The following is a 17,744-nucleotide window of genomic DNA, read 5'->3' as shown; positions in this document are numbered from 1 at the left end:
GGTAATGTTAAAGCCATGCTTGATAAAGCAGGCGAAGACAACGTGGCACGCCCAGATTGGTTAGCAAGCGAGCTTGGTATTCGTGATGGTCAGTACTATATTTCTGAGCAACAAGCTCAAGCAATATTAGACTTACGTTTACACAAACTTACTGGTCTTGAACACGAAAAAATTCTTACCGAATATCAATCATTACTTGAGTTGATTGCCGAGTTATTATTCATTTTGGCAAATCCAGAGCGTTTAATGGAAGTTATTCGTGATGAGCTCGTTGAAATTAAAGAGCAATATGGTGATGAGCGCCGCACTGAAATAAATGCTGCAGCACACGATATTAGCCTTGAAGACCTAATTAACGAAGAAAACGTAGTTGTTACGCTTTCACATGAAGGGTACGTTAAGTATCAAGCATTAACTGATTACGAAGCGCAGCGTCGTGGTGGTAAAGGTAAATCAGCAACTAAGATGAAAGATGAAGATTTTATTGAACGTTTATTGGTTGCCAATACGCACGATACTATTCTTTGTTTCTCTACAGCGGGTCGTTTATATTGGCTTAAAGTATACCAGTTGCCACTTGCCAGTCGTGCAGCGCGCGGTAAGCCAATTGTTAACTTATTACCACTTGAAGCAGATGAACGTATTACTGCAATCCTGCCAGTACGCGATTATGAAGATGATAAGTACATCTTTATGGCGACAGCATTTGGTACTGTTAAGAAAACGCCATTAACGGCATACAGTCGTCAACGTGCAAGCGGAATTATTGCGGTTAACTTAAACGAAGGTGATAGTTTAATCGGTGTTGATATTACCGATGGCAGCAACGAAATTATGTTGTTCACTGATGCGGGTAAAGTTGTTCGCTTTAAAGAGGCTGAAGAAACAGCTGTTGTTGATGAAAATGGTAACCCTGTTCTTGATGAAGAAGGTAAGCCTGAAATCCGTTTCAAAGGCGTACGTCCTATGGGCCGTACTGCAACGGGTGTTCGTGGTATTAAGATGCCAGACGATCAGCGTGTTGTATCACTTATTGTACCAAAGAATGATGGTGCAATATTAACAGTGACAGAAAATGGTTACGGCAAGCGTACTCAACTTGAAGATTACCCATCTAAGAGTCGTGCAACACAAGGTGTTGTATCAATCAAAGTGAGTGAGCGTAACGGTGCTGTTGTTGGTGCTGTACAGGTTGATGACAACGACGAAATAATGATTATTTCGAATCGTGGTACCTTAGTACGTACTCGCGTTAATGAAGTTTCTACGGTTGGACGTAACACCCAAGGTGTTATTTTGATCAGAACTATTGACGAAGAGCAAGTAGTTGGTTTACAACGTATAGAAGAGATTGAAGTGACTGAAAGTGACTTGGTTGATATCGAAGACGTTGAAACAGTAGATACAGTTATTGATGAAGTGGCGGATGACAATCCTCCTTCAGAATAATTAGATTGAAAAAAGCGGCCTTGGCCGCTTTTTTTATGTAGTTGAAAAAAATTAAATTAGTTTAATTCAAGTTAAATTACTGGAATGAGGAAAAGGTAATGAGTATTTATAATTTTTGTGCGGGTCCTGCAATGTTACCACCGGCTGTAATGCAAAAAGCACAAAAAGAGTTTTTAGACTGGCAAGGGCTTGGCGTTTCAGTAATGGAAATGAGCCATCGCAGTAAAGAATTTTTAGCATTAACGGCTAAGTGTGAAGCTAGTTTACGTCGCTTAATGAATATTAGTGATGAGTTTGAAGTGCTGTTTATGCACGGCGGTGGTCGAGGTCAATTTAGTGCCGTACCTTTAAACCTCCACGTTGATGGAAAAAAAGCGGTGTATTGTGAAAACGGCGTGTGGTCAAAAAGTGCAACCAACGAAGCCGATAAGTTTACTCAAACTCACACAATTGACGTACGTAATGATGATAACGGTTTATTTTCTATCAAGCAGGTAGCCGATTGGGTTTTACCAGCCGATGCTGCATATATTCATTACTGTCCAAATGAAACTGTTGATGGTCTAGAGATTTTTGATGTACCTAGTCACCCAACAGCACCGATTGTCGCCGATATGTCGTCGACTATTCTATCGCGCGAAATTGACGTTAATCAATTTGATTTAATCTACGCAGGTGCTCAAAAGAATATCGGCCCATCGGGTATTGCTATCGTAATTGTTCGTAAAACGCTACTTGAGCGTGAAGGGCTAGCTAAGCCAGGTATTTTGGATTACGCCCTTGAAGCAAAACAAGGCAGTATGTTTAACACTCCACCTACATTTGCATGGTATTTAGCAGCTGAAGTATTTGAATGGCTTGAGCAAAATGGCGGTGTAAAAGCCATGGAAACACATAATACTGCCAAAGCGCAGCTGCTTTATGACTTTATCGATGAGTCTGATTTTTACACCAACAAGGTAGCAAAACATTGTCGTTCACGTATGAATGTGCCTTTTTGGTTAGTTGATGAAAGCCTAAATGATAAGTTTGTTAAAGAGTCAAAAGAATCGGGCTTATTAGCGCTTGAAGGGCACCGTATTGTTGGCGGTATGCGCGCGAGTATTTATAACGCAATGCCACTGGAAGGGGTTAAAGCATTAGTGGATTTTATGGCGGCTTTCGCAAAGGAGAACAGCTAATGGAGCAACTTTCTTTAGCGCCTATTTCACAGGTTAATGGCAGTGTTACTCTGCCTGGTTCGAAAAGCTTGTCAAATCGCATTCTATTATTGGCTGCACTATCAAACGGCACTACGGTTGTAGAAAACTTATTAGACAGTGATGATATTCGTCATATGTTGGGCGCCTTAGCGCAGCTCGGTGTGAATGTGACACTTAATGATGAGCGAACCATCGCGACCGTAGAAGGTGTAGGTGGCGTATTTAAAACGCCAACTGAACCACTGTTTTTAGGTAATGCAGGTACAGCATACCGTCCCTTAACGGCCGTGCTTGCAGCGATTGCTGGGGAGTATGAGTTAATTGGTGAGCCACGTATGGAAGAGCGACCAATTGGCCACTTAGTTGATGCCTTACAAGCGCTCGGGGGTGATGTTAGTTATTTAAAAAATAAAGATTACCCGCCACTTAAAATTATCGGTGGGCAAATAGCCGGCGGTGAAGTCGAAATTGACGGCAGGATTTCAAGTCAATTTTTAACGGCGCTGCTCATGGCTGCGCCGTTATTTAAAGGCGATACACACATTAAAATTAAAGGCACCTTAGTCTCTAAGCCTTATATTGATATTACGCTGGATGTGATGGCGCGCTTTGGTGTAACTGTTGAGCATGATAATTACACCACGTTCTTCGTTAAAGGTGCTCAGCAATACCAAGCGGTTGAGCGCATAATGGTTGAAGGTGATGCTTCATCGGCTTCTTATTTTATTGCTGCTGCAGCAATTGCCGGTGGCGAAATAGAAATTAAAGGCGTTGGCGCTAAATCAGTTCAAGGTGATATTGGCTTTGCTAAAGTGATGGAGCAGGTTGGTGCTAAAATTGATTGGTATGACGAGCGTTTAGTTGTTCGTAAAGGCGAGCTTAACGGTATCGATATAGATGCTAATGCGATACCTGATGCTGCAATGACCTTGGCGACTGTTGCCTTGTTTGCTAAAGGGCCAACCGCTATTCGTAATATTTATAACTGGCGGGTAAAAGAAACTGACCGTTTACATGCAATGGCCACCGAGCTTAGAAAAGTAGGGGCTGAAGTGGTTGAAGGGCACGACTTTATTGAGATCACACCGCCAAAGCAATTTAATAATGTGGCGATAGATACCTACGACGATCACCGTATTGCCATGTGCTTTGCAATGGTGGCAGTAGGGGGTAAGCCTATAACGATTAACGATCCGGCCTGTACTTATAAGACATTCCCAACATTTTTCAAAGTGTTAGCATCTGTCAGTAAATAGGCTATTTATAAGTATTTATAAAAAGTTACATACTAAAAGCGGATAATCTTTATTAATTGGCGTATAATGTGGCGGTTTATTTTGGTGTGCATTGAAGGAGGTTTTAAATGCCGGCGTTATTAATGCCCGTAATCACCGTAGATGGCCCAAGTGGTTCTGGTAAAGGAACTGTTTGTCGCCTATTGGCTGAAAAATTAGGCTGGGATGTGTTAGATAGCGGAGCAATTTATCGCGTACTATCACTTGCAGCACTTCATCACCAAATTGCGTTAGATAACGAAGAAGCACTCGTCCCATTAGCTGCAAATCTTGATGTGCAGTTTTTGATAGACAGTGACACTAATGCAGGAAAGATTATTTTAGAAGGCGAAGATGTCACAATCACTATTCGAAATGAAGAAGTGGGTGCTGCAGCGTCTAAAGTGGCCGCATTACCGCGTGTTCGAGAAGCGTTGCTTCGCCGCCAGCGTGCGTTTAGAACAGAAAACGGTTTAATTGCCGATGGCCGCGATATGGGCACTGTGGTATTTCCAGATGCGCCATTAAAGATATTTCTAACCGCAAGTGCAGAAGAACGTGCTCGCAGACGTTTTGTTGAGTTGAATGAGCGCGGGCTTAATGTTACACTAAGTGGTCTATTACAGGACATTCAAGCACGTGATGACCGCGATATGAATCGTGCCGTTGCGCCGCTTGTACCTGCAGAGGATGCGATTGAGCTTGATACTAGCGAACTCAACGCGCAGCAAGTCTTTGATAAAGTTATAACTTTATTAGATGCGAGCATCTCAGAAGGTAAGCTTCCTAAACGAAGCTAAATACATTTTATGCACCAGCAGGATGCCAGTGCTATTTTAACAACCCCATGCAGCATGGTTGCTTATTGGTATTAATATATGAGACGTATATTCGTATGTCAGAAAATTTTGCGCAGTTATTTGAAGAAAGCTTAAAGGGTTTTGAAGCAGAGCAAGGCTCTATCGTTAAAGGTACAGTAATCTCAATCGAGAACAACATTGTACTTGTAGATGCTGGTCTTAAATCAGAAAGTGCTATCCCTGCAGAGCAGTTCAAAAATGCTGCTGGTGAACTAGAAGTTGCTGTTGGCGACGAAGTAGATGTTGCACTAGATGCAATCGAAGACGGTTTCGGTGAAACTATCCTTTCTCGTGAGAAAGCGAAGCGTCACGAAGCGTGGATCCGTCTTGAGAAAGCATGTGAAGAGCAAGAGACTGTTACTGGTGTTATCAACGGTAAAGTTAAAGGCGGTTTCACAGTTGAAGTTGATTCAATCCGTGCTTTCCTACCTGGTTCACTTGTTGATGTTCGTCCAGTACGTGACACAACTCACCTTGAAGGCAAAGAGCTTGAATTTAAAGTGATCAAGCTTGATCAAAAACGTAACAACGTTGTTGTTTCACGTCGTGCAGTTATCGAATCAGAAAACTCACAAGAACGTGAAGAGCTTCTTGCTAACCTTGTTGAAGGTCAAGAAGTTAAAGGTATCGTTAAGAACCTTACTGACTACGGTGCATTCGTTGACCTTGGTGGTGTTGATGGTCTACTACACATTACTGATATGGCGTGGAAGCGTGTTAAGCACCCTTCAGAAATCGTTAATGTTGGCGACGAAATCGCAGTTAAAGTTCTTAAATTCGACAAAGATAAAACTCGTGTATCTCTAGGCCTTAAACAGCTTGGCGAAGATCCATGGGCAGCTATCGCTGGTCGTTACCCAGAAGGTTCTAAACTTTCTGGCCGTGTAACTAACCTTACTGATTACGGTTGCTTCGTAGAAATCGAAGAAGGCGTTGAAGGTCTAGTACACGTTTCTGAAATGGATTGGACTAACAAGAACATCCACCCTTCAAAAGTTGTATCACTAGGTGACACTGTTGAAGTTATGGTTCTTGAAATCGACGAAGAACGTCGTCGTATTTCTCTTGGTCTTAAGCAATGTATTGCTAATCCTTGGCAGGAATTTGCTCGTCTACAAAACAAAGGCGACCAAGTTACTGGTAAGATCAAATCAATCACTGACTTCGGTATCTTTATCGGTCTTGACGGTGGTATTGATGGTCTTGTACACCTTTCAGACATTTCTTGGAATACACCTGGCGAAGAAGCTGTACGTGAATTCAAGAAAGGCGACGAAATCACTGCTATCGTATTGCAAGTTGACCCAGAGCGTGAACGTATCTCTCTAGGTGTTAAGCAAATCGAAGCTGACCCATTCAATAACTACCTTGATGCAAACAAAAAAGGTGCTATTGTTAAAGGTAAAGTGACTGAAGTTGATGCGAAAGGCGCAACTGTTGAACTTATCGAAGGCGTTGAAGGTTACATCCGTGTAGCTGATATCGCTCAAGAGCGCGTTGAAGATGCAACTACTGTTGTTTCTGTAGGCGACGAGATTGAAGTTAAATACGTTGGTGTTGATCGTAAGAACCGCACTTTAAGCTTATCTGTTAAAGCTCTTTTCGAAGCAGAAGAGAAAGAAGTACTAGAGAAGCTTAAGAAAGAAGAGCCAGTGTTTGAAAACGCAATGGCAGCTGCTTTCGCAAATGCACAAAAAGACTAATTAATTATAGTCTTTTAATTGGAAGGGCAGTTTATGCCCTTCCACTATTTCTTTTTAAGGAAACGCTATGACTAAGTCAGAACTGATAGAAACACTTGCTGAACAACATTCACATATTCCTGTGAAAGATGTTGAGAACGCTGTTAAAGAAATTCTTGAACAAATGGCCGGCTCATTATCTTCTTCAGATCGTATTGAGATCCGAGGTTTTGGAAGTTTCTCTTTGCATTACCGTGCGCCTCGTACAGGCCGTAACCCTAAAACAGGTGAAACTGTAGAGTTAGATGGTAAGCATGTACCTCATTTTAAACCAGGCAAAGAACTACGTGACCGTGTAAACGAGAGCATTGCTTAGTAAACTTATTGGAGTAGTTACTTGTTCAAGGTATTAAAAATTATTCTGGCGGCACTTTTTTTAATTGGTGCATTTGTATTGGGTTCTCAAAACCCACAATTAACACAAATTAACTACATAATAGCCAGTAATACATTACCTTTAGCCGTTATAATAAGTATCTGCTTTTTGCTAGGTGTTGTAGTGGGTTGTTTTGTGAGTTTTAAATTGTTCACGCAATTAAAGTGGCAAAATTACCGTTTAAAAAAGCAATTAACGCCTGAAAAAGATAATAAAAAGCGTATTGCCAACAAAGACACCTAATTATGATTGAGCTGTTGTTTTTACTGCTTCCCGTTGCTGCCGGTTATGGTTGGATCATGGGGAAAAACAGTGCTAAAAATCAGGCTCATCAATTTAATCGTCAAATTACTTCTGAATACAGTAAAGGGTTAAAGTTTTTACTGGATAGAGAAGAAGATCAGGGGCTTGAGCACTTAATTAATTTGCTCGAAGTAGCTGCTGACTCTGTTGAACATTATTCTACTTTAGCCACCATGTTTCGCCGTCGTGGTGAGCTCGACCGCGCAATAAAAATTCACGAACTGCTGCTAAAACACCCAAGCCTTAACGAAAAACAAGCCGCTAATAGCCGTTTAGAACTAGCCGAAGATTATATTATGGCTGGCTTATTAGACAGCGCAGAAGAACATTTAATATGGCTGGTAAAAAATAGCCATGCAGATGCACTCGATCCTATTATTTCTTTATATTCACAAACCCGTGAATGGGAAAAAGGCATTAATATGTTTGAATCGCATACTGAGCTTTTTTCAAAAGAACAACACTTTAAAGCCATCGCTAATTTTTACTGTGAGCATGCCATTGCCAGTAATAACCCACAACTTATGCGTAAAGCCATTAGCTTAAACTTTAAAACAATTAGGCCTTTATATGAGCTTGGACTGTCAGCTTACACCAAAGAAGATTACGTAAAAGCAATTTACTATTGGCGAGAATTAATCTGCCAATTTACTTTTTTTGCGCCATTGTTTATTGAAAAGTTAGCTCACAGCTATAAGCAATTAAAATTAACTCACCAATTTCATGAACTCATTACTGAGTTACTAGAAAAGGGTGGGGTGATGATAAAAATACAGCATTGCCAAGCCTTGCTTGAGCAAGGACACACTGAACAAGCCTTTGAATTTTTGACTGATAATTTAAAACGTCAACCCACTATTCGTGGCTTTAGTTTTTTATTACAGTTAATGAGTACAGAAAATAAAAATACAAAAGATGTGCTTAATCAAATCGATAAACTTGTTACTTCTTACATTGCCACTAAACCTGACTTTCAATGTCAGCATTGTGGCTTTACTAGCTACACCATTTATTGGAATTGCCCTTCATGTAAACACTGGGAAACCATTGTGCCTAGCAGAGGCTTAGACGGATTTTAATCTTTATACTTTTCGCTCACTAGTAGGATAGTTATGTCTTTCGAAAAATCAAAAAAAATTCTTATCGCGCTTGATTATGATGATCAGCAAACTGCTTTAGCATTTGTAAAACAGTTATCACCAGATACCTGTCGATTAAAAGTGGGCAAAGAAATGTTTACTTATTTTGGTCCTGCATTTGTTAAAGAATTGGTCGATTTAGGTTTTGATGTATTTTTAGATTTAAAGTTTCACGATATTCCAAACACCGTTGCTAAAGCGGTGACTGCTGCGGCTAAAATGGGTGTATGGATGGTCAATGTACATGCATCGGGCGGTTATGAAATGATGCATAAAGCTAAACAAGCACTCGAGCAGTTTGGCGACAAAGCGCCATTACTTATTGCGGTAACTGTATTAACCAGCATGGACGAAGCTGAACTTGAGCGTTTAGATATAACTAAATCACCCCAAGAGCAAGTTATGCATTTAGCTAAATTAACAAAGCAAGCAGGACTAGACGGTGTTGTTTGTTCCGCGCAAGAAGCGCAAAGTTTAAAGGCTGCTTTAGGGAAAGAGTTTAAATTAGTTACGCCAGGTATTCGCCCAGCGGGCAGTGATGCAGGCGATCAAAAACGTATTATGACACCTAAAGAAGCGATTGAAGCGGGTAGTGACTATTTAGTGATTGGGCGTCCGATCACTCAGGCACAAAACCCTGTAAAAGTACTAAATGATGTAAATGAATCAATAGCTTAAATTAAAAATTAGCATAATTGAGAGCAGTTCCTTACAACTGCTTTTCTTTGTGCTACATTTAAATTATGGGTGTGCAGTGAGGGATCTGCTTTGCGTATAATAATATTTTTAGTTGTAATTATGATTAGTGGCTTTGCTGTAAATAAATATGTTTTTTCAACTAAAATGTATGATGATGTTTCAAACGTTACTGACTTGGTATCTGGTTACCCCGTTGATTTATTCAAGTTTAAAAAAATTGCTCAAAATTATGCCCAGCATCTGTGTTACACCAATGAAGGTGTGTTAGCAGGAATAGATGTTAGCAGCAGAGACTGTGTTGCGACACATGATGAAATGCAAAATGAGTGTACAGAAAAAGTTTTTAGGCTAGCGCCGTTAAATCTAGATTCTAAAAAAGAATTAATTGAATACTCAAATGAATATTCTCGCTGTACCTTACCTTATAAAAATATTAGGTTATAAATTTCAGATACTAAAAAGCCACTTAGGTTTAAAACTTAAGTGGCTTTTTATTTAATTATTTTAAACGAATAGACTTAGCTTCAATATCAATTAAGCCTTGTTTAAATAAACCGCCAATGGCTTTTTTGTAGTTTGCTTTGCTGGTCGAAAATACTTTTTTAATTAATTCAGGATCAGACTTATCGCCTATGGCTAATATGCCACCCTCATCCTTTAGTTTTTCCATTATTTTTTCACCAAGCTCGCTTACTTTACCCATGCCTGGTTTTTCAAGTATGACGTCAATTTTTCCGTCTTCACGTACTTTTTGAATAAATCCTTTTAGCTTTTGACCAACAAACAGGTTTTTAAACACCATGTTGTAAAACACGACGCCAAAATGGGATTCTTCAATAAGCACCTTGTAACCAATATCAGTTTTGCCTGCAACAATTAAGTCAACTTCTTGTAAGTGACTATACTGAGGCTCATCTTTTGATAAAAAACGGTTAAAGTTAGTTGAGGCACAAATACGCTGACTGGCGTTATCAAGATATAAACGCACTAAATATGAGTAGCCTTCTTGCATACGTGGTTTTTGTTCATTAAACGGTGCGAGTACGTCTTTTTCTAAGCCCCAATCTAAAAACGCGCCTATGCTGTTTATTTCTTTTACACGCAGTAGGGCATATTCACCCACTTGAGCATGCGGCTTTTTAGTTGTGGCTGTTGGCAGGTTTGCATTATCTAAAAATGTGAATACACTGATGCTATCGCCGGCTTCAAGCTCATGTTTTATTTCATGTTTAGGTAAAAAAACTTCACCTAAGTCATGCCCATCTAAATAGGCACCTTCGTTGCTGACTTCTTTAACAAAAAGGGTTTGGGTGGTTCCTAGGTAACTCATAATTATTCCTGCTCAGGCTTTTTTTTACGACGCATCGGGGTATCACCATCAATATTAAGAGGTGCTTTAATTGGGGCCGCTGGCTTTTTCGGTTTTGCTTTTCGTTTTGGCTGTGGCTTATTAGCGGTCACTGCTTTTTTAGTCGGTTTAATTGGCGCTACTTTTTTCTCTTTAATACCTTTAAATTTCGCTTTTAAACCCTCAACAGCAGCAAACGATAATTCATCATTTAAAAATGATTTTATTGCCAAGTAACTTGTCCAATCTTTAGGGCCCACAAGTGATAATGCGTTACCTTTAAAACCAGCACGACCAGTTCTACCAATACGATGAACGTATTCTTCTGCGTGTTTTGGTAAATCAAAGTTAATAACATGGGTAACACTGAGTAAATCTAAACCGCGCGAAGCAACATCTGTAGTAATTAATATTTTAAAGTTTTCACGGCTAAACGCATCCATAATATCAAGGCGCTTACTTTGAGTTAAATCCCCAGCTAATGCGACAGATTTAAAGCCTTTACTATTTAATGATTCACTTAAACGGCTGGTATCAGCCCGTGTGGCAGTAAATATAATGCACTGGCCAACGTTATCTTGGTTTAAAAAGTGCTCAAGTAGCGCTTCTTTATGATCAAGATGATCGGCTAAATACAATGTTTGTTTAATATCACTGTGTTGCTCATTGGCTGCACTGAGCATAATTTGTTTTGGTTTTTTTAATAAATTACGCGAAAGGGCATCTACTTGAGCATGATCTAATGTCGCTGAAAACAATAGGGTCTGGCGTAATCGGTGATCTGCCAGTTCATTAATTAACTTAAGCTGGTCGGTGAAACCTAAATCCAAAATACGGTCAGCTTCATCAAATATAAGTAGCTCTAAGCCACTTAACTGTAAAGAGCGTTGTTTTAAGTGATCGGCTAAGCGCCCTGGTGTAGCAACCACAAAATGTGGGTCGTTGCGCAGTGCTTTAATTTGGTCGTTAAAGTTTTCACCACCGAGAATTTTAACTGCCTTGATATTGGTACCGGCAATAAGTAACCGTAGTTGGGTGAACACTTGGGTTGCAAGCTCACGAGTTGGAGCAACAATAAGTACACGAGGATCACGTTTACTGAGTGCTTTTTGTTTCATTACTCGCTGCACTGCAGGTAATAAAAACGCTAAAGTTTTGCCTGACCCAGTTTTTGACTGAGCGAAAATGTCATGTCCAGCGAGTGCCGTTGGCACAGCATGAGCTTGAATATCGGTAGGCTGGGTGATCCCTTGGTGCGCTAATTGTGTTTCTAGGCGAGTATCAATCCCAAGATCAGTAAAGTGCAATGTATATTTCTCCAATATGAGCAAGTCTGTATAAATTTATCCGCGCATTATAGCCCACTGAGCTACTGCGCTAACAGTAAAAAGCGCATTATCATCCATTTTTTTGCATTTAAATAAAAAAAGCGTAAAATACGCGCCCCATATGCGCCGGATTTACGATTCGGTAAACCGCCCCTTGCGGGTTTTAAAAGCAAAATAGGAATACCATGACTGCTGTCCATAAAGATAATGCAACCAGCGAACACTTTGTTGTATGCGCTCTGTATAAATTTGTTTCTCTACCGGATTTTGAAGCACTTCGCCAACCTTTACTCAATGTAATGGAGCAAAACGAAGTACGAGGCACTTTATTAATTGCCGCAGAGGGGATTAACGGTACTGTCTCTGCAAAACGTGAAGGCATAGATAATTTACTTGCGTGGTTAGACACCCAACCAAATTTAGACAACATTGTTACCAAAGAATCATTTGATGACGAATGCCCGTTTTACCGCACAAAAGTTAAGCTAAAAAAAGAAATTGTGACTATGGGTGTTGAAGGCGTAGACCCATTAAAAGTAGTGGGCAGTTATGTTAAGCCACATGAATGGAATGCCCTTATTTCTGATCCTGAGGTGATCCTTGTTGATACCCGTAATGATTACGAAATTGAAATTGGTACGTTTCAAAACGCAGTAGACCCAAACACTAAAACGTTCCGTGAATTTCCTCAGTGGGCCAAAGAAAACTTAGACCCATCAAAACATAAAAAAGTAGCCATGTTTTGTACTGGTGGTATTCGCTGTGAAAAATCAACAGCCTATATGAAAGAGCAAGGTTTTGATGAGGTATACCACCTTGAAGGCGGCATATTAAAATACCTAGAAGAAGTGCCAAAAGAAGAAACCATGTGGGAAGGCGAGTGTTTTGTATTTGATAACCGTGTAGCGGTAAATCATGACTTACAAAAAGGCTCATACGATCAGTGTCACGCATGTCGCATGCCTATCACAGAAGAAGAAAAGCAAAAACCAGAATACATGGAAGGGGTGTCGTGTCACCACTGTATTGACAATGTAACCGATGAACAACGCGCTCGCTTTGCAGAGCGCCAAAGGCAAATAGAGCTTGCTCAAGCGCGCGGTGAAGGCCACATTGGTAACGAAGCACAAGCTGTTTTACAACAACGTAAAGAAGCTAAAAAAGCGCAAAAAGACGCACAGCGAAATAAATAAGCGGTACATTTAGTTTGTACGTTATTAAAAAAAACCTCAGTTTTAACTGAGGTTTTATATTTTATACTCTTTTCACAAATGCTTGTATCTGTAGTAGAGAGCGTGACCTTGTTGGCAGCATTGACGAGCACACATTTTGTGTTTTTATCGAGCTTTTTCTTTTGAATAACGGTAAATTCACCTTCATCAGCAGCATATAAATTATACTGATACGCGGTATTCCCCCCTTCAAATAAAGCAGTTAATAATCCACCGACTAGTCCACCAACAATCGCGCCGCCAATCATTTCTTCTTTATTGCCATCTAAGCTATCTACAAAGCCAAACCCCGCACCAGCAGCTATTCCAGTTCCCACTTCTGAGGAGAGTGTTACTTTTTGCATTGATTCAACAGACGCATAATAACGTTTAACAACTTGATTTTGATCTGCCCGATCAATCCCTGGTGATGCACAGCCTGATAGCAAGATCACCATAATTAAACTCTTTTTCATAAATGTTGCCTTTATTAAAAATATTGATGTGCTAAATCATAGTCATAAATGTAATTTAAATATGTGTGGATTTTGTATGCTGCTGTAAAAATATGTAGAGTGGCTAGCATGCTTAATTTCAGCTTATTGTTTTGCTAATTTGTCGTACTTAGCTATTTATTGATCATAGAGCTGTTAAACTGCGTAACATAATGCAAATAATAATTAATTAGGGTGATCCTTTGAAATCGCGAATTCTTTTTACCAGCGTATTTTTTTCTTTAATGTCGTTAAGTTTATCTGTAAAGAGTGCCAATGTCGTGGTAGAGCAGGTAGCGATGGAACGTGCTAAAGAGCAAGTTCAGGCTGTCGGTAACGCCGAAGCAATTCATTCGGTTATTTTATATCCGGCTGTGGGCGATAAAGTAACGGCGGTGCATTTTAAACCGGGTGATAGCGTAAAGGCCGGTGATGTGTTACTTGAACTTGATTCACGCAGACAAAAAGCAGCACTTGAAGAGGCAAAAATAAAACTTGCTGACACCCAAAGAACCCTCGCACGTTTAAAGCAAAGCCAAGCAAAAGGGGCAGTGCCACAAAGTGATGTGGATGATGCAAAAACAGTTGTTGAATTAGCAAAAGTGACCCTTACCCAAGCAGAAACAGAATTTGAAGACCGCCAAGTTCGTGCGCCTTTTAACGGCACTATGGGACTTACCGACGTTGAAGTGGGTGACAGAATTACTCCCCAAACAGCGATTGCAAGTATTGATGATACGCGTGCTTTATATATAAATTTTAACGCCCCAGAATCGGCCGTTTATATGCTGCGCAATAAAGGCAATGTAAAAGTATTTCCTTGGCAGTCACAAAATGCTGTAAACGCAAAAATTGCTTATCTAGATTCACGAATAGACCCACAAACCCGCACCTTACGTGTAAAAGCGCAGCTTGAAAACCCGCAGCAAAAGTTCTTACCTGGCATGAGTTTTCGTGTTCATATTGAAGTAGAAGGGCAACGTTTTGCTGCTGTACCTGAGGCGGCATTACTGTGGGGAGCAACAGGCCCTTACGTTTGGACAAGTGTTGATAAAAAAGCCACTCGAATTGATGTGAAAATTGAACAGCGCCTTGCTGGTCGTTTATTAGTTTCGGGCGCTTTAAAAGAACAAGATAACTTAGTGGTAGAGGGCGTACAACGCTTACGTGCGAACCAAGAGCTAAGCTTCTCAGCGCCAATCGCTAATACGCAGGAGTAGCCATGAAACAGCAACCTATGATGCAAGACTTGCCATCAATGGCTATTCGCCGCCCAGTGCTTATTGTGGTTCTGAATTTACTGATTATTATTGCCGGAATTGCCGCCATAGCAGGCGTAGAAGTTCGAGAGCTTCCAGATGTAGACAGACCCCGAATTACCGTATCAGCCTCGTTCCCTGGTGGTTCACCTGAAACCGTTGATACCGAAGTTACCAGTAAACTTGAAGGTGCCGTGGCCCGTGTGAGCGGTGTTAAATCGATTCGTGCGCAAAGTGAAGAAGGTAATTCACGTATTGTGGTTGAATTTAGACCGGGTGTTAACCTTGACGACGCTGCAAATGAAACGCGTGAGTCAGTTGCTCGAGTGCAAAGAGAGCTCCCTGAAGAGGTAGAGCGCGTTTCTATTATTAAGGCTGATAACGACGCTGAAGCGGTGGTTTCATTAACAGTATCAAGTGAAAGTTTATCGTTAGAGGCATTAACAGAGCGGGTTGATGTTGATTTAGCGCCGCAGTTTTTAACTATTCCTGGTGTTGCCGACGTACGATTAAACGGCGATAGAGAACGTGTGCTCAGGGTTCGCATTGATCCATTAAAGCTCAGCAGTTTTAACTTAACGATTCCAGATGTTGCCGATGTACTTAGGCAAGCCCCCTTTGATGTGCCTGCAGGGAGTTTAAAATCAAACGATCAGCAAATAATAGTGCGCGCTGATGCAACGTCTGTTACCCCCGCACAGGTGGGCGACATTATAATTCAGGGCGATACTCGTATTAGCGATATTGCTGCCGTGTACTTTGGTCCGGCCGATCCGCGCTCTATGGTAAGACTTAATGGTAAACCTGTTATTGGTATGGAAATTATTCGCCAAGCACAGTCCAACACTATCGAAATTTCTGATGAAGTACTCAACCTTATAGAGGGGATGCGTGAGCGCTTTCCTGAGATGGAGTTTACGCTAACATCAGATGACGCGCAGTTTATTAGAAGCTCAGTAGATGAAGTGATTAACTCATTGGTTCTAACGGTACTGCTAGTGATCATCACCTTATGGGTGTTTATTGGTTCATGGCGTGCAACATTAGTCCCAGCATTTGCCATTCCTGTTGCGCTTATAGGTTCATTAGCACTGATATGGGTACTTGGGTTTTCAATTAATATTTTAACCTTATTAGCACTGGTATTAGCGACAGGATTAATTGTTGATGATGCAATTGTAGTGAGTGAAAATATTCAACGCCAGCGAGGATTAGGTCTTGGAAGGCGTGCAGCAGCGGTTGTTGGTACCCGCGAAGTATTTTTTGCCGTTATTGCCACCACTGCAGTATTAGCGGCTGTGTTTGTACCCATCGCATTTTTACCCTCTACAGCAGGGCGTTTATTTAGGGAGTTTGGTGGCGTACTAGCTGGTGCGGTAATTATATCTAGCTTTGTTGCTTTATCGTTAGTACCGGCGCTCACCTCAAAACTAAAGCTTAAGCAAGGTGGTTTTCACCCCTTTGCGAAATTTGGTAACGTGCTTGCCAATATTTATACCAAAACAATCCATAAAGTACTGGATCATGCGTGGGTTACCTTTATTGTTTGTTTATTAGTTGCAGGCGGTTCGGGTGCTTTGTATATGAGTTTAGATAACGAACTGCTCCCTACTGAAGATCGCGGTAAAATTAGAATATTTGCCCGCGGACCTGATGGCGTAGGCTTAAATTTTATGGATAGACAAGCCATTAAAATGGAAGATACCTTACTGCCTTTCGTTGAAAGTGGTGAAATTGAGTCTATTTACACTGTGGTTGGGCAATGGGATCCCAATATTGTGTTTATTACTGTGCCATTAAAGCATTGGGATGAACGTAACTTTAGCCAACAAGAAATTATTAATAAAATTCGCGAGCCTTTAGGCAACATCCCTGGTGCACCTGCTTACCCTGGTGGTGCAAATAGCTTAAATTTACGTGGCCAAGGTGGCGGCATAGAAATCGCTTTACTGGGACAAGATTACCTTGAAATATTTAAGGCTGCACAGCAGTTCTCAGCTGATCTTGAAAAAGCCGTGCCAGAGGTTGCGCCGGTAAGAGTATCGTATCAGCCATCGCAGCCGCAATTGCGTGTTAATATTGACAGACGACGCGCAGAAGAACTTGGCGTGTCTTTAAGTGATATCGCAATTACATTAAGAGCCGCTATTAATGGTGACGATATCGCTGATTTAAACATTGGCGATCAATCTATTCCTATTATGCTACAGGCACAAAATCAAACTATTAACGACCCGAGTGATTTAGCAAACTTGTTTATTAGAGCCCGTAATAATCAATTGGTGCCGCTAAGTAGTGTCGCTAACATTTCAGAGGAAGGGGTTGCCGCAGAGCTTGAACGTCATGCTCAGCGCCGTGCCATAGAGCTCAGTATGGAGCTGCCTGAAGGCTTAACAATTGCCACATTAGTGGAACAAATAAAGCAAGTGTCTGAGCAATCATTACCAGCAGGTATTACTCTTGCATTTAAAGGGGAAGCACTGACATTTGAAGAAACCTCCAACGAAGTATTAATGACCTACGTATTGGCATTTTTAATTGTGTTTTTAGTACTTGCGGCGCAATTTGAAAATGTTAACAGTGCAATCGTGGTAATGATCACTGTACCATTTGGGATTACATCGGCCATTCTAGCGCTGTATTTAACCGGTACCTCACTGAATATTTACTCGCAAATAGGCCTAGTGATGTTAATTGGGTTAATCGCTAAAAATGCAATTTTATTGGTCGAGTTTGCTGATCAATTAAGAGATCAGGGGCTGAGTGTTCGAAAAGCGGTTGAACAAGCTGCATTGGTACGTTTAAGACCAATCACCATGACCTTAATATCGACCTTACTCGGTGCGTTACCCCTAATTATGTCAACAGGTGCCGGAGCAGAAGCACGTAATGCCATTGGCTGGGTGGTATTTGGTGGACTTGCGTTAGCGGTATTGTTTACGCTTTACCTAACACCGGTGATTTATTTAGGATTAGCCCGCTTTACCAGTCCTCGTGGCGATGAGTCAAAGCAATTAGCCCAAGAGCTGGAGCAACTTGACTAACTAATTACGCTAATTG

General features: G+C 40.9%; 15 protein-coding genes and 1 pseudogene. 13 read left to right on the top strand and 3 right to left on the bottom strand.

Annotation, left to right across the window (positions count from 1 at the left end; all coding sequences use genetic code 11):
• From P20311_RS15870 to P20311_RS15825, 10 genes are all read left to right on the top strand, one after another.
• Positions 1 to 1,449, top strand: a 1,449-nt coding sequence (locus P20311_RS15870) for a DNA gyrase C-terminal beta-propeller domain-containing protein (RefSeq protein ID WP_036985273.1), incomplete at its 5' end; no start/stop codon positions are given.
• A 98-nt stretch (positions 1,450 to 1,547) separates the two neighbouring features.
• Positions 1,548 to 2,630, top strand: a complete 1,083-nt coding sequence (gene serC, locus P20311_RS15865; RefSeq protein WP_008114761.1) for a 3-phosphoserine/phosphohydroxythreonine transaminase — start codon at positions 1,548 to 1,550, stop codon at positions 2,628 to 2,630.
• A complete protein-coding gene (aroA, locus tag P20311_RS15860) occupies positions 2,630 to 3,907 on the top strand; it encodes a 3-phosphoshikimate 1-carboxyvinyltransferase (RefSeq protein WP_008114759.1) in 1,278 nt (425 codons plus the stop codon). Before serC ends, aroA begins: the two co-directional genes overlap by 1 nt.
• Before the next feature lie 107 nt (positions 3,908 to 4,014).
• Positions 4,015 to 4,725 carry a (d)CMP kinase gene (cmk, locus tag P20311_RS15855; RefSeq protein WP_008114757.1) on the top strand — a complete coding sequence of 237 codons (711 nt, stop codon included), beginning with the start codon at positions 4,015 to 4,017 and terminating at the stop codon, positions 4,723 to 4,725.
• Between the two features lie 95 nt (positions 4,726 to 4,820).
• Entirely contained in the window at positions 4,821 to 6,488 is a 1,668-nt protein-coding gene (rpsA, locus tag P20311_RS15850; protein WP_002961176.1) for a 30S ribosomal protein S1, read from the top strand.
• A 67-nt stretch (positions 6,489 to 6,555) separates the two neighbouring features.
• Complete coding sequence (gene ihfB / locus P20311_RS15845; RefSeq protein WP_008114744.1) at positions 6,556 to 6,843, top strand: integration host factor subunit beta; 288 nt, start codon at positions 6,556 to 6,558, stop codon at positions 6,841 to 6,843.
• 21 nt (positions 6,844 to 6,864) lie between these two features.
• Positions 6,865 to 7,146 carry a lipopolysaccharide assembly protein LapA domain-containing protein gene (locus P20311_RS15840; RefSeq protein ID WP_008114742.1) on the top strand — a complete coding sequence of 94 codons (282 nt, stop codon included), beginning with the start codon at positions 6,865 to 6,867 and terminating at the stop codon, positions 7,144 to 7,146.
• Between the two features lie 2 nt (positions 7,147 to 7,148).
• The gene (lapB, locus tag P20311_RS15835) at positions 7,149 to 8,285 is read left to right on the top strand and encodes a lipopolysaccharide assembly protein LapB (RefSeq protein WP_008114740.1); all 1,137 of its coding nucleotides are present in this window, start codon (positions 7,149 to 7,151) and stop codon (positions 8,283 to 8,285) included.
• 33 nt (positions 8,286 to 8,318) lie between these two features.
• Positions 8,319 to 9,023, top strand: coding sequence for an orotidine-5'-phosphate decarboxylase (gene pyrF / locus P20311_RS15830; protein ID WP_008114739.1), 705 nt, complete (start codon positions 8,319 to 8,321; stop codon positions 9,021 to 9,023).
• A gap of 120 nt (positions 9,024 to 9,143) precedes the next feature.
• Positions 9,144 to 9,488, top strand: coding sequence for a hypothetical protein (locus P20311_RS15825; protein WP_008114737.1), 345 nt, complete (start codon positions 9,144 to 9,146; stop codon positions 9,486 to 9,488).
• Positions 9,489 to 9,543: 55 nt separating this feature from the next.
• On the opposite strand, the gene P20311_RS15820 is transcribed toward P20311_RS15825, so the two are convergent.
• Complete coding sequence (locus P20311_RS15820; protein ID WP_008114734.1) at positions 9,544 to 10,374, bottom strand: S1 RNA-binding domain-containing protein; 831 nt, start codon at positions 10,372 to 10,374, stop codon at positions 9,544 to 9,546.
• Positions 10,375 to 10,376: 2 nt separating this feature from the next.
• Positions 10,377 to 11,699: a DEAD/DEAH box helicase gene (locus P20311_RS15815; protein ID WP_008114733.1), complete on the bottom strand. Its 1,323-nt coding sequence runs from the start codon at positions 11,697 to 11,699 to the stop codon at positions 10,377 to 10,379.
• 206 nt (positions 11,700 to 11,905) lie between these two features.
• Here P20311_RS15815 and P20311_RS15810 point away from each other — a divergent pair, with 206 nt between their 5' ends.
• The gene (locus P20311_RS15810; RefSeq protein WP_008114729.1) at positions 11,906 to 12,913 is read left to right on the top strand and encodes a rhodanese-related sulfurtransferase; all 1,008 of its coding nucleotides are present in this window, start codon (positions 11,906 to 11,908) and stop codon (positions 12,911 to 12,913) included.
• A 65-nt stretch (positions 12,914 to 12,978) separates the two neighbouring features.
• On the opposite strand, the pseudogene P20311_RS15805 reads toward P20311_RS15810, so the two are convergent.
• Positions 12,979 to 13,407: pseudogene (locus P20311_RS15805) on the bottom strand (hypothetical protein); the annotation flags it as partial.
• A gap of 221 nt (positions 13,408 to 13,628) precedes the next feature.
• Here P20311_RS15805 and P20311_RS15800 point away from each other — a divergent pair.
• Together P20311_RS15800 and P20311_RS15795 are read left to right on the top strand one after the other, a co-directional pair.
• Entirely contained in the window at positions 13,629 to 14,645 is a 1,017-nt protein-coding gene (locus P20311_RS15800) for an efflux RND transporter periplasmic adaptor subunit (protein ID WP_016899935.1), read from the top strand.
• 2 nt (positions 14,646 to 14,647) lie between these two features.
• A complete protein-coding gene (locus P20311_RS15795; protein ID WP_008114725.1) occupies positions 14,648 to 17,728 on the top strand; it encodes an efflux RND transporter permease subunit in 3,081 nt (1,026 codons plus the stop codon).
• Positions 17,729 to 17,744 lie beyond the last annotated feature (16 nt).

Source organism: Pseudoalteromonas sp. BSi20311 (genome assembly GCF_000239875.1).
Classification (GTDB): domain Bacteria; phylum Pseudomonadota; class Gammaproteobacteria; order Enterobacterales; family Alteromonadaceae; genus Pseudoalteromonas.
This window is presented reverse-complemented; position numbering and strand designations above follow the sequence as displayed.